Origin of the sequence: Metabacillus halosaccharovorans (assembly GCF_002019635.1) — a bacterium.
Classification (GTDB): Bacteria; Bacillota; Bacilli; order Bacillales; family Bacillaceae; genus Metabacillus; species Metabacillus halosaccharovorans.
Genome location: NZ_KV917372.1, coordinates 2,143,884 through 2,157,347, shown reverse-complemented (window position 1 = coordinate 2,157,347; position 13,464 = coordinate 2,143,884). Strand labels below are relative to the sequence as shown.

Here is a 13,464-nt window from a genome sequence, read left to right as displayed (position 1 = left end):
GATTCTTGAACATTTAGAAAATCTTATAAATTAATTGATAATAAAAAAATTTTATTAGCCAGGAAAACAGCTTTAAAGGTTGATATTACAACATTTCTAGAGGGAGGCTCAGCTTCCTCCCCGGCGCATGGAGTGTCTGGAGCGCAATGGAACGAACTAGTTCTCACGTAAATGCATTTAATTCGAAAACAGCCAAAATCAATCACTACCACGCTATTTTAGTTGTGGTATTTATTTTTTCTAATAGAAAACATCCTAACACGTTAGCGGGGTATTTAGCATGACGATTCAATTTATCCTTGGTCGCTCCGGAAGCGGAAAAACAGAAACAATATTAAATGAAATAAGAGATAGATTATTTGATGAACCAATAGGAAGACCGATTATTTATCTTGTTCCAGATCAAATGACATTTGGTGCAGAATACGAATTAATCCGCACACCAAACCTGGGCGGAATGATTAGAGCCCAAACCTTCAGCTTCAGTCGTTTGGCATGGAGAGTGTTGCAGGAAACAGGCGGGATGACGCGTCAGCATCTTTCAAGCACCGGAATCCAAATGCTATTACGAAAATTAGTAGAACAATATAAACAAGAATTTAAGGTGTTTTCAAAAGCCAGTGATAAAAATGGATTTATTGAGCAATTAGAGACAATGCTAACAGAGTTTAAACGGTATTGTTTATCACCGGAAGAGTTGGAGCAATATTTAGCAGGTGCGCAAACAGAGCTAGATCAAAAATCATTAACAGATAAGCTCCACGACATGTCGATTCTCTATAAACAAATGGAAATTCAATTAAGTCAGCAGTATGTTGATTCTGAAGATTATTTAAGATTGCTTGCAGAAAAAGTACAAGACTCAAATTATTTACAATCAGCAGATGTTTATATTGATGGCTTTCATAGCTTTACACCACAAGAATATGAAGTGGTAGGCTCATTAATCAAGCATGCAAAAAATGTGAAAATCGCCCTTACTGCGGACAAGCCGTATGAGGATTTTCTTCCGCATGAATTGCATTTATTCCAAATGACGGGAAAAACCTATCATAAAATTCTCGAGTTGGCTAAAGAAGCAGGTAAACAAGTTGATGAACCTTTGCTTCTCAAAGAGCAACATCGCTTTTATAAAAGCCCGTCTCTCCAACATTTAGAAACATATTATGACATCAGACCAACACAAGTATTTGAAGACAGGACAAGCATTACCATCTATCAAGCTGCAAACCGTCGCTCTGAGATCGAAGGAATTGCAAGAAACATTCAATCACTTATGAGACAAGGTGAGTATCGTTACCGTGATATCGCTTTGCTTGTACGAAATTCAAATGAATACCGGGATGTGATTGAACAAGTTTTTCGTGATTATGAGGTGCCATTCTTTATTGATCAAAAGCGATCGATGCTAAATCATCCATTAGTGGAACTTATTCGTTCTACTCTGGAGGTGATCAATGGTCATTGGCGATATGAGGCTGTGTTTCGGGCGGTAAAAACAGAAATGCTGTTTCCGTTAACAGAGCAACTCGAGTCTCTTCGTGAAGATATGGATTTGCTGGAAAACTATGTTTTATCCTATGGCATTCAAGGTTCAAAATGGGCGAAAGATGAGCGTTGGCGTTACCGACGTTTTTATTCACTTGACGATGAGTTTGTCGTGACAGATGAAGAAAAACAAATGGAAGACAAATTAAATCAGCTTCGGGAACTGATTGTTCAACCGATCCAATCCCTTCATAAAAGATTAAAACGAAGTAAGACCGGACGTTCTCTTGCGGAGGCCTTGTACTTGTATTTAGAAGAATTACAGATTCCTCAAAAGCTGGAAACACTTCGTCTGAAGGCGGAGGAAAACGGACGATTGTTAGAAGCACGAGAGCATGATCAAGTATGGCAAGCGGTTGTGAATCTATTGGATGAGTTTGTTGAAATGATGGAAGAAGAGCAGGTTTCATTAAAGCTCTTTTCTGAAATGCTTGAAACGGGTTTAGAATCGATGAAATTCTCACTCGTTCCACCTGCCATTGATCAAGTATTAATTGCAGACTTGGAAAAATCAAGGTTTTTTCATGTGAAATGTTCCTTTATTGTTGGAGCAAATGATGGTGTCATACCGGCAAGACCGAAGGAAGAAGGGATTTTAACAGAAGATGACAGAGAGTTCCTTCACTATCAAGGTGTAGAATTAGCCCCTACAGCGAGACAACAGCTCCTTGATGAAAACTTTGTTATTTATATGGGGTTAGCAAGTCCTTCTGAAAGGCTGTTTCTTTCTTATCCAATGGCGGATGAAGAAGGTAAGGCATTGCTTCCTTCAGTGATCATTAAGCGAATGCAGGAGATGTTTCCTCAAATTGAACAGAAAAGACTAATCAATGAGCCGGAACAGTTAACATCTGAAGAGCAGTTATCTTTCATCATAAATCAGAATGTAACACTTTCCTATGTGACCTCACAGTTGCAATCATGGAAAAGAGGATACTCAATTCATCCTTTATGGTGGGATGCTTATAATTATTTTTTGAACTCAGAAACGAAGCAAATGACCAAAAGAGTGTTAAGCAGTTTATCCTATGAAAACAAATCAAAGCAGCTTAAACCGGGCATTAGCCGGGAACTGTACGGTGAGCATATTCAGGGCAGTGTGTCGCGAATGGAGAAATTTAACAGCTGTCCATTCTCCCATTTTGCCTCACACGGCTTAAAGCTTAGAGAAAGACAATTTTTCAAGCTGGAGGCACCTGACATAGGACAGATGTTCCACTCTGCTCTTAAGCTCATTTCCGATCGATTGCAGCAGTTAAAGCTTGATTGGAAGGAGCTTACAAAGGATCAATGTGAACGACTTTCGAATGATGCTGTTGAAAGATTGGCACCACGTTTACAAAAGGAAATCTTATTGAGCTCAAATCGATATCACTATATTAAACGCAAGCTTCAAAAAATACTTGCTCGTGCTTCAACGATCTTAAGTGAGCATGCCAAAGCAAGCGGATTTGCACCCGTTGGATTAGAGCTGGGCTTTGGTCAAGGCGGAGAGCTGCCGCCAATTCGTTTTACATTGCCGAACGGCTGCACGATGGAGGTTGCAGGGAGAATTGATCGTGTGGATAAAGCAACAGGTTCAAATGGTGTGTTATTGCGAATTGTTGACTATAAATCAAGTGAAAAAAATGTTCAGCTTTCCGAAGTGTATTACGGATTAGCACTGCAAATGCTCACATATTTAGACGTTATTATTTCAAATTCGCATTCTTGGCTTGGCGTGAAGGCGACCCCTGCAGGTGTATTGTATTTCCATGTGCATGATCCGATGATTCAAGCATCAACTCTTTTGCCGGAAGAAAAGCTTGACGATGAAATTTTTAAGAAGTTTAAAATGAAGGGTCTCTTATTAGGTGATGAAGAAGCCGTTAAATTAATGGATAACACATTAACGGAAGGAAACACGTCAAATATAATTGCAGCAGGCTTAAAAAAGGATGGAGGATTCCGTTCAACTTCTGCTATAGCGAGTGAAGATGAGTTTGAGCTGTTGCGTAACCATGTTCGTTCAACATTTAAGAAAATAGGCACCAATATTACCGATGGTGTGACCGATATTAGTCCATACAAGCTAAAAGATAAAATGCCATGTACGTATTGTGAATATAGATCGGTTTGCCAATTTGATGAATCATTAGAGGAAAACAATTTCCGTATCCTAAAAAGTGAGAAAAATGATGAAGTACTAAGAAAACTAAGAGAGGAGGCAGGGCGTCATGAGTGAACTAATTCCAAAACCGGAAAATAGCCAATGGACTGATGATCAATGGAAAGCAATTGTGGCTAGCGGACAGGATATTTTAGTTGCAGCTGCAGCCGGTTCAGGGAAAACAGCTGTCTTAGTTGAGCGAATCATCCGGAAGATTTTAAATCGGGAAAACCCTGTTGACGTAGATTCTCTTTTAGTCGTTACGTTCACAAATGCCTCCGCTGCTGAAATGAGGAGCCGAATTGGTGAAGCGCTCGAAAAGGCGCTAAAAGAGAATCCATCATCACTACATTTACGAAGACAGCTTACATTGCTTAATAAGGCATCTATTTCAACATTACATTCATTTTGTTTACAGGTTGTCCGGAAGTACTATTATTTGATTAACATTGATCCAAGCTTCCGCATCGCTGATCAAACTGAGGGCCAATTACTGATTGATGAGGTTCTTGATGAAATGTTTGAAGAGGAATATAGCAGAGAAGAGAATGAAGAGTTCTTTGACTTAGTTGATCGATATACATCAGATCGAAGTGATATGGAACTTCAGTCATTAATACGGGAACTTTACTTTTTTTCAAGATCACATCCAACACCATCTGTTTGGCTTGATCAGCTTACAGAAATGTACGATATTGATGAAAATGAAGTGAATTCATTGCCGTTTATTACGTATCTTTTGCAGGATATTGACATGCAGCTAACAGGGGCAAAAGACCAGTTGTTACAAGCTATGGAACTCACAAAGCAGCCGGCAGGCCCGGCCCCGAGAGCCGAAAATTTAGAGGATGATTTAAAACAGATTGCTGAGATTCTTACACATAAGGATTCATGGGATTTGCTAGGAGAACAACTAAAAAAATTCAAAATGACTCGTGCAAAAATTGTAAAAGGTGATCAATATGATAAAAGCCTTACAGATCAAGTGACGGCATTACGGAATGCAGCCAAAAAGCAAATTGAACAGCTTCGGGATGAACTTTTTACACGACCGCTGGCAGCATATATTCAAGACTTCCAACACTTAAAACCTGTAGTGAAAAAGCTAGTTTCTCTTGTTCAGCAGTTTGCAGACCGTTATGAAGGCATGAAAAAGGAAAAAGGCATTGTTGATTTTGCGGATTTGGAGCATTATTGCCTGCAAATTCTTCAAACAGAAGAAGGGCAACCAAGTGAAGCGGCTCTTTATTATAAACAACAGTTTGTAGAGGTATTAGTTGATGAATACCAGGATACAAATCTTGTGCAGGAATCTATTTTGAAATTTGTCACAAAGGATGAGGAAGCTACAGGAAATCTTTTCATGGTAGGAGATGTCAAACAATCAATCTATCGTTTCCGATTAGCGGAGCCTTTTCTCTTTTTAAGTAAGTATAAACGATTTACACAAGTGCCGGAAAATACCGGAATGCGAATTGATTTATCAAAGAACTTTCGAAGCCGTTCAGAAGTTCTTGATGGAACAAACTATTTATTTAAGCAAATTATGGGTGAGACAGTAGGAGAGATCGTATATGATCATGATGCAGAATTAAAGCTCGGAGCTGATTATCCGGAGAACCGGCAGATGAATACTGAACTCTTACTCATTGAACGTGGTGGTGAAGACACCGCTTCTGAGAAGGAAGAAGCAGATGCTGAAGGCGTTTTTGATGAGCAAGAGTTGGAAACCGTTCAACTTGAAGCAAGATTAATGGCTAAAAAGATTAAAACACTAATAGATGAACAGTTTCAAATCTATGATCGGGGAATCGGTGGTACACGAAATATCACATATCGAGATGTGGTGATTCTCCTTCGTTCTATGCCATGGGCCCCGCAAATAATGGAGGAGTTCAAACAGGCTGGAATACCGGTCTACGCGAATCTGTCAAATGGATATTTTGAAGCAACAGAAGTAGCCATTATGCTTTCTGTTCTAAAAATTATCGATAATCCATTTCAGGATATTCCATTAGCCTCGGCATTACGCTCACCTGTTGTCGGACTAAGTGAAAATGAGTTAGCATTAATTCGAACCTATGATCGAAAAGGTACGTTTTATGATGCTGTGAAAGCATTCATTGTAACTGAAGAACAGGATCATCAAGAATTATTTCATAAACTAAACCCATTTATTGAGCTTTTACAAGGATGGCGTGACTTAGCGAGAAAAGGTTCTGTTTCTGATTTAATTTGGCAGCTTTACCGTGATACAAAGTTTTTTGATTTTGTTGGCGGTATGCCTGGAGGTAAGCAGCGTCAAGCAAACCTCCGTGCACTATATGATCGGGCACGACAATATGAAGCAACATCTTTTAGAGGTTTGTTTCGCTTTTTACGTTTTATTGAAAGAATGCAGGATCGCGGGGATGACTTAGGGGCAGCTCGTGCTCTTGGTGAGCAGGAGGATGTTGTCAGATTAATGACTATTCATAGTAGTAAAGGATTGGAGTTTCCGGTTGTATTCGTTGCAGGTCTTTCCAAGCAATTTAATATGATGGATTTAAATAAAAAATATTTGCTTGATAAAGAGCTGGGATTCGGCACAAAGTTGATCAATCCTAAGTTGCGTGTTAGTTACCCAACATTACCATATATTGCATTAAAGAAAAAAATGAGAATGGAGCTTCTTGCAGAGGAAATGCGTGTCCTCTATGTCGCACTTACTCGTGCAAAAGAAAAGCTCTACTTGTTGGGGACGTTAAAGGACCCTGATAAAACAATGACAAATTGGAGAAATCATCTTTCACATACAGAATGGCTGCTACCTGACTTTGAACGTGCAAAAGCGAAAAGCTATTTGGATTGGATTGGCCCGGCGTTAATTCGTCATAAAGATTGTATTGTACTTAGTGAAGGACAAATTTGTTTTAATGACGACATTGCAGGACATCCATCACGTTGGACCATTGAAAACGTAAAAGGGGAAGAGCTGAAAGAAACATTTAAAGCCGAGCAGGAATTAAATCATGAGCTTCTGACTTCCATTCGAGAAGGTGAAACTGTATCAATTGAGAGTGAATTGAAGGAAGCCGTTCAGCATCAGCTTTCATGGTTTTATCCTTATAAACAGGCAACAGTGAGCAGATCAAAGCAATCGGTCACAGAATTAAAAAGACAGCGTGAAGTTCAAGATGAATATAGTGATCAGCAGCTGATAAAAAAGACGGATGCACAATCACTTCTTTTTAATCGACCTGGTTTTATGCAAACAAAGTCTATTACTCCGGCGGAGAGAGGAACAGCGATGCATGCTGTCATGCAGCATATTGATCTTCAAGCGGAAATAACAGAAAAAACCATCACACAAAAGATAGAAGAGCTTGTTCAAAGGGAGATTCTTACTCCTGAGCTGGCCAAAGTAATTGATGTGAATCAAATCACTTCCTTTTTCTCTTCAGATCTTGGTCAAAGAATGGTACATGCGAGACATGTTTATCGTGAGGTTCCATTTAGCTACGCATTAGACGCTGATCAGCTTTATAAAGATATGAAAGATGAGCCAATCTTAATACAAGGTGTCATTGACTGTTTATTTGAGGATGAACAGGGAACTGTTTTGCTAGATTATAAGACAGATACAATCAAAGGACGCTTTAATCAAGACAGAATAGCTGTTGAAGAAATATTAAAGGACCGCTATCGTATACAGATAGATTTATATACAAAGGCAGTGGAAGATATACTGCACCGCCCTCTTCAGGAAAAGTACTTGTTTTTCTTTGATGGTGGTTATTTGATCAACATGTAGAAAAAAGTTCATTGAAAAACATGAGTGCAATCGGTCTAATGCCGATTGCTCTTGCTATTCAAGTGGAAAACAGACCAGAAAGGAATGTTTACAAATGCGCTTATTGCATACGGCAGATTGGCATCTGGGTCGAGCTCTTGAAGGAAGGAGCCGGCTGGCAGAACAGGCTCAATTTATTGACGAGCTTGTCAGAATAGTAGAGGAAGAAAAGGTTGATGCCATTTTAATGGCCGGAGATGCCTTTGATACAGTGAACCCGCCTGCTGCGGCTGAACAATTATTTTATGATGGACTATCCAGATTATCGGACCATGGCAAACGTCCCATTGTTGTCATTGCAGGAAACCATGATAATCCGGATCGATTATCTGCTGCATCTCCTTTGGCTGGTAATCATTCCATTCATTTAATAGGATATCCGAAGACGGAGGTTATTAAAGTAGATATACCTGCAGTGAACCAACAAATGATGGTTGCGGCACTGGCTTACCCTTCTGAAGCACGCCTTGAACAAGTGTTATCACAGGAACACGATGAAGTTCTCCTTCGAAATAAATATGATGAACGAATTCGTGATTTATTTTCAATCATGAGTAAGCAATTTCAGCAAGATACAGTCAATATTGCCATGAGCCATATTCATGTAGCAGGTGGAAGCTCTTCTGATTCTGAGCGGCCAATCGAAGTAGGCGGAGCATATACTGTTGCGGCAACAAGTATGCCTCAAGCCGCTCAATATGTAGCATTAGGTCACTTGCATCGCCCGCAAAATATGAAGCGTGCAAGTACGTTGACAAGATATTCTGGTTCTCCGCTTGCATATAGTTTTTCGGAAATCGGCTATACCAAATCGGTTACAATTCTTGATGCTGAACCAAACCAACCGGTTGTCATGAAAGAAATTCCGTTATCATCCGGAAAGCCGTTAGTGAAATGGAAGGCGACCGATGGAATTAGTCAGGTTCATCAATGGCTTGATGAAGGAAGAGATTCAACAGCTTGGATTGATTTAGAAATACACTTAACAAGCACATTATCTATTGAAGAAATCCATCGATTACGAAAATGGCATCCAGGATTTATCCATATTCGTCCTGTTTTCCAGGCGGAACAAGAAGTAGCTGCAACTAGACAAGCAAATCTGCCAATCGATCAATTGTTTACACAGTTTTATGAAAAACAAACAGGTGGAGCAAAACCTGAAGACGAGCTTATTAAGCTGTTTTTGGAACTGGTAAATCAGGATGAGGTGCAAGAGGAAGGTGATGAAGCATGAAGCCTATTTCATTAAGTGTTGCCGGTTTGCATAGTTTTCGTGAAAAGCAGACCATTCAATTTGATTCTCTTTGCGATGGAGGGATTTTCGGAATTTTTGGTCCAACCGGAAGCGGAAAATCATCCATTTTAGATGCCATGACACTTGCTTTATATGGAAAAGTGGAGCGGGCGATGAACAATACACACGGCATCCTTAATCATGCGGAAGATCAGCTATCGGTTTCTTTCACCTTTGAACTTGAAAATGCTTCAGCAAAGAAAAGGTATATCGTTGAACGTGTGTTTAAACGAACAGATGATATTAGAGTGAAAACAGCTATATGCCGATTAATTGAAGAGGATGAAGAACATATAGTTCTGGCTGACAAGGCGGTTGATGTAAATGAAAAAATCTATGGATTGCTCGGACTGACAATTGATGATTTTACACGTGCCGTTGTGCTGCCGCAAGGTAAATTTGCTGAATTTTTATCTTTAAAAGGGGCAGAAAGAAGGCAAATGCTTCAGCGTTTATTCCATCTAGAGCAATATGGTGATCAATTGCTGAAAAAGTTAAAAAAGCGCTTAGCTTCAACCCGTATTGAACGAAATGAACTGGAGGCAGAAAAAACAGGTTTAGGTGATGCGTCAGTCGAGGCAGTTGAAGAAGCGAAAAATCATGTGAACGAAGCAAAAATTTTGTTAGAAAAGCGTCAAAAAGAGTTAGAAAGTGTCACAAAAGACTTTGAGCAAAAACAAACTCTTTGGAATTTGCAATTGGAAAAGGAAGAAATTGAAAAAGAAAAGCTGTCTGTAAAAAAAGCAGAAGAACAAATTGCCGCTTTAGAAATACAATTGAAGTCTGCAGAGGAAGCAGAGGCTTTAAGACCGTATGCCGAAGCCCTTCAGGCACGGAAAAAGGAAAAAAATGAAGCAGAAATTAACTTGATTACTGCTAAAAAAAGCTATGAAAAAATGAAAGAAAAGTACGAAACAACAAGTCGGGAGTACGAGGGAATTCGGGCGGAAAAAGCGGAACAGGAACCATTGCTTGTATCAAAGCGTGAGAAACTATTACAGTTGCAAAAGGTTGAAGAGGAGCTTGAACAGGAGCGAAAGCTGCTTCAGGAAGCAGAAAAAGAGTACGTTAACCTGCAAAATCAGCGGCAACATCATCAGACATTATTATTAAAGGCTCAACAGTTAGTGGAAAAAGCGGTTAATAAGCAACAAGTATTAAAAGATGAGCAACAAAACAATGTGGTGACGACAAAGGATCGTGATCAAGTACGTGGTGCCATAGATGCGAAACAACATGTACTTAGAAGTAAGCAGCAATATGTTGAAACAGCTGAATTACTAAATAGAAAAACAAAAGCTATTCAGATAGAAAAAGAGAAAGACGGTTTAACTACCGAGCAATTACAAAGAAATAAACAACAGTTAATAACACAGTTTCGTGAGTTAAATAAGCTTTATTATTTTGTAGCTGAGCGGGAAAATGAATATAAGCAGACAGTTTCAATGGCTAAAAATAGAGTAGAAAAAGCCGTAAAAGAAGAAGAAAAGGCGAAAAGCAAAAAACTTGCGTATGAGTTAGTTAAGGATTTAAAAGAAGGTCAGCCTTGTCCGGTTTGTGGATCTTGTCAACATCCTAGTCCTGTTCATGCTGAATTAGATTATGACAAGCTGGAAAGTCTGTCAGAATCAATGAAGCAGCAGCTTGAACAGCTGCAAATGTTAGGTCATGAGCCACAATCTTTAAAGGTGAAGGCGGAAGGTTTATCAGAGCAGCTTGTTTCAGAATTTGAATTTTTGCAAGCAGTGAAACAAACAGAAGATATTCAAGTAAACGAAATACTCCAAAATGCTCAGGATGCATCAATTGAACAAATGTCTCACCTTCTGCAAACTGAATTCAAACGCCTTACCCAGGATTATTTACAAGTAAGAGATGTTATAGAGAAATTGGTAAAACTGTACCGCGAATGCCAGAAAGAGGAAATAAGAAGGAAAGACAGTATTTCCTCAGCGCTTTTAGATGCAAAAGAGTGGGAAGTTAAGGTGAATTCATACAAGGAAAGCTATGAACAAAGCTTGTCTTATTATAATGAGAAATTCGCTGTGATCCCTTTTGAAGAGGTTGAAAAGCAACAACAAGAAATCTCTGATAAAGATGCTGCCAATGAACTGCTAACAGAAAGAATTCAAAAAAGCTTCTCCTTTATTGAAGAACAACAAGCTTTAGTGAAAGAACAAGAACAGATGAATCAGCAACTAACAGAGCAGCAAATTGCATTAAATGCAACGTTGCAAAATCGTCGTTCATCCGTCAAGGATAAGGAAGAAATGCTAAATGGAATAACAACTGAGATGACCATTGCCGCACAGATTCAGGAAACTGAATCACAAATTAAGAATCTGATAGAGAAAGAAAATAATTTATATCAATTATGGCAAAAAGAGTCAAACGAGCTTCATACACTGCAAAGTGAACAAACAGCACATGAAAAATCATTAAACCAAGCAGCGAGACAAGTTGAAGAGTCTGAGAAAGCCTGGGAACAAGCCAAACATGACACAGACTTTTTAACGATCGAAGAAACACTGGCTTCTCTATTATCTTCTGATGAAAGACAACAAATGAAACTGAAAATAGAAGCTTTTAAGGATAAAATGAAACAACTTAACACAGACTTAAACCGAATCGAAGATAAATTAGAGGGAAAAGCTGTCACACAAGAGCAATGGGATCATATCAAAATGATAAGACATGAGATGAAGATGCAAACAGACGAAGCTGTTGCAAATAAAGGAGCGGCAATAAATGCATTAGACGTGCTCCTTGAAAAACATGAACGTTTTACAGCTATTGAGAATAAGCAAAAAGAACTTGATGACATGCTGCAAAAACTTGAAAAGCTTCAATCAGTATTCAAAGGAAATAGCTTTGTAGAATATGTGGCAGAAGAACAGCTGCAGCAAGTCAGTCGTGATGCTTCTGAGCGTTTGTCACTGTTAACACGTGGCCGCTATGCAATCGAAGTGGATTCTCAAGGTGGCTTCATCATGAGAGATGACGCAAATGGCGGAGTCAGACGTCCTGTTTCAACACTGTCCGGTGGGGAAACCTTCCTCACATCTTTAGCTCTGGCGTTATCATTATCAACTCAAATTCAATTAAGGGGAGAATACCCGCTTCAATTTTTCTTCTTGGATGAAGGATTTGGTACACTTGATGTTGAGTTACTTGATACTGTGATTTCAGCACTGGAAAAGCTTCAAGCACAAAACCTGTCAGTTGGAGTAATAAGTCATGTCCAGGAATTAAGGGCCAGATTACAAAGGAAACTAATTGTCGAACCGGCCGAACCTTCCGGAAAAGGAACTTCTGTTTATTTAGAATCTCTCTAATGCTAAAAGGATTGAAGAAGACATGGGGAAGAAAAAGGAAATCGGTACATGTTAATTATGTGAAAGAGAAGAGGTTGAAACAACCATTCACCATTTAACACCTAAGGAAATGGGAGGAACCTTTTTACCGACAGCCAAGCTCTGTATAGCCTGCCATAAGCAAGTTCATGCACTCTATACGAACGAGGAATTAGCAGCGAGGCTTTCAACAATCCAAGAGTTAAAACAAGATGAAAAACTCAAAAGCTTCATTAAATGGATTCGTAAGCAACCATCAACAAAGTTGGTTCAAACGAGAAAATCAAATGAACGGAAACAAAAAAGGCGTTAAAAATGGTCAAGGTTACTGCTTGACCATTTTTTTACTGTTTTAAATCCTGATAAAAGGAGGATGCTGTAACAACATCCTCCTCTTTTAACATTCTGTTTAATTATTAGCAACCATGTTTTGATCGGCTACATCAGGATCAATTAAATTTGTAGCACTTATTCCATTATTAATAATATGGAAATCACCTGTGCTTCCCCCGCCAGACCCTGAGGCGGACTTTGACTGGCTTTTTGGAGCAAGATAGAACGTGTCACCAAAATTAACTACGCCTCCACCTACATGATTAATCTTAATCGGACCGACAATTGCTGGCATATAAAACATCCTTTATAGTTTACTACTACATTACAATATGCTGGGTTTTTTAAATATGTTCTGACTACACTAAAAACATATACCGGGCCTTTCTCTATCCGTTTTCACCCTTTAATTGTCGGATATGTTTCACTCTGGCCTCAGCTATAATATCTTTTGTTGATCCAATGTGAAAAACAGCAGAACTTGAAAGTGCTGCAATATTAACAAAAGAAACATTGATCGTTGGTTTTTCATGGAAAAAATTCGTTGTTATCGCTTCATAGATAATCGGTTGAGGAATTTCTTCCTGAAAGGCTTGAAACATAGATGTATCTCCTTCATAGTCGAAAAACCTTTCCTCCTCACGCTGTACGGCCAGGACATTTGTTGTAGGCTTTATCTGAAAAGAATCACCAATCTGAAAAACAGAACTTAGCCCGACAGAATTTACATAAGCTGATGAAACATTTGACTGACGATTAATCACTGTGGCGCCAACGGTACAAGCGGACCGATAATTAGAGATTCAGGAGGCGTATCAAAGATAGTTGATAGCGAAATGGTTTGTGTATCACCAATAAGGAAAACTGATGAACTCGCTACCCCGACGACACGGATATTTCCAACCTCTATATTCCGATTCACAACTGTAAAAATCATAAAAAAAGTCACTCC

At 39.0% G+C, this 13,464-nt stretch carries 9 protein-coding genes; 6 read left to right on the top strand and 3 right to left on the bottom strand.

Translation table 11 applies throughout. The features are described 5' to 3' along the window. The first annotated feature begins 146 nt into the window (after nucleotides 1-146). The 6 genes from BK577_RS26230 to BK577_RS24340 all read left to right on the top strand — a co-directional run bounded on the left by BK577_RS26230 (nucleotide 147) and on the right by BK577_RS24340 (nucleotide 12,492). Entirely contained in the window at nucleotides 147-284 is a 138-nt protein-coding gene (locus BK577_RS26230; protein WP_169908468.1) for a hypothetical protein, read from the top strand. After that, the gene (gene addB / locus BK577_RS24360; RefSeq protein ID WP_078435253.1) at nucleotides 281-3,772 is read left to right on the top strand and encodes a helicase-exonuclease AddAB subunit AddB; all 3,492 of its coding nucleotides are present in this window, start codon (nucleotides 281-283) and stop codon (nucleotides 3,770-3,772) included. Before BK577_RS26230 ends, addB begins: the two co-directional genes overlap by 4 nt. Then, on the top strand, nucleotides 3,765-7,490 hold the full coding sequence (addA, locus tag BK577_RS24355) for a helicase-exonuclease AddAB subunit AddA (RefSeq protein ID WP_078435252.1): 3,726 nt from the start codon (nucleotides 3,765-3,767) through the stop codon (nucleotides 7,488-7,490). Before addB ends, addA begins: the two co-directional genes overlap by 8 nt. A gap of 94 nt (nucleotides 7,491-7,584) precedes the next feature. Beyond that, nucleotides 7,585-8,766: an exonuclease SbcCD subunit D gene (locus BK577_RS24350; protein ID WP_078435251.1), complete on the top strand. Its 1,182-nt coding sequence runs from the start codon at nucleotides 7,585-7,587 to the stop codon at nucleotides 8,764-8,766. Then, complete coding sequence (locus BK577_RS24345; RefSeq protein WP_078435250.1) at nucleotides 8,763-12,161, top strand: SbcC/MukB-like Walker B domain-containing protein; 3,399 nt, start codon at nucleotides 8,763-8,765, stop codon at nucleotides 12,159-12,161. The genes BK577_RS24350 and BK577_RS24345 overlap by 4 nt, the downstream gene beginning before the upstream one ends. 85 nt (nucleotides 12,162-12,246) lie before the next feature. Then, nucleotides 12,247-12,492 (top strand): HNH endonuclease, encoded by a 246-nt coding sequence (locus BK577_RS24340; RefSeq protein WP_245823604.1) that lies wholly within the window; start codon nucleotides 12,247-12,249, stop codon nucleotides 12,490-12,492. 96 nt (nucleotides 12,493-12,588) lie between these two features. On the opposite strand, the gene BK577_RS24335 is transcribed toward BK577_RS24340, so the two are convergent. The 3 genes from BK577_RS24335 to BK577_RS24325 form a co-directional block, all read right to left on the bottom strand. Continuing rightward, nucleotides 12,589-12,807 carry a spore germination protein gene (locus BK577_RS24335; protein ID WP_026561269.1) on the bottom strand — a complete coding sequence of 73 codons (219 nt, stop codon included), beginning with the start codon at nucleotides 12,805-12,807 and terminating at the stop codon, nucleotides 12,589-12,591. Between the two features lie 94 nt (nucleotides 12,808-12,901). Continuing rightward, entirely contained in the window at nucleotides 12,902-13,276 is a 375-nt protein-coding gene (locus BK577_RS24330) for a spore germination protein GerPE (RefSeq protein ID WP_078435249.1), read from the bottom strand. Further along, a complete protein-coding gene (locus BK577_RS24325; protein ID WP_078435248.1) occupies nucleotides 13,273-13,449 on the bottom strand; it encodes a spore gernimation protein GerPD in 177 nt (58 codons plus the stop codon). Before BK577_RS24325 ends, BK577_RS24330 begins: the two co-directional genes overlap by 4 nt. Nucleotides 13,450-13,464: the final 15 nt, after the last annotated feature.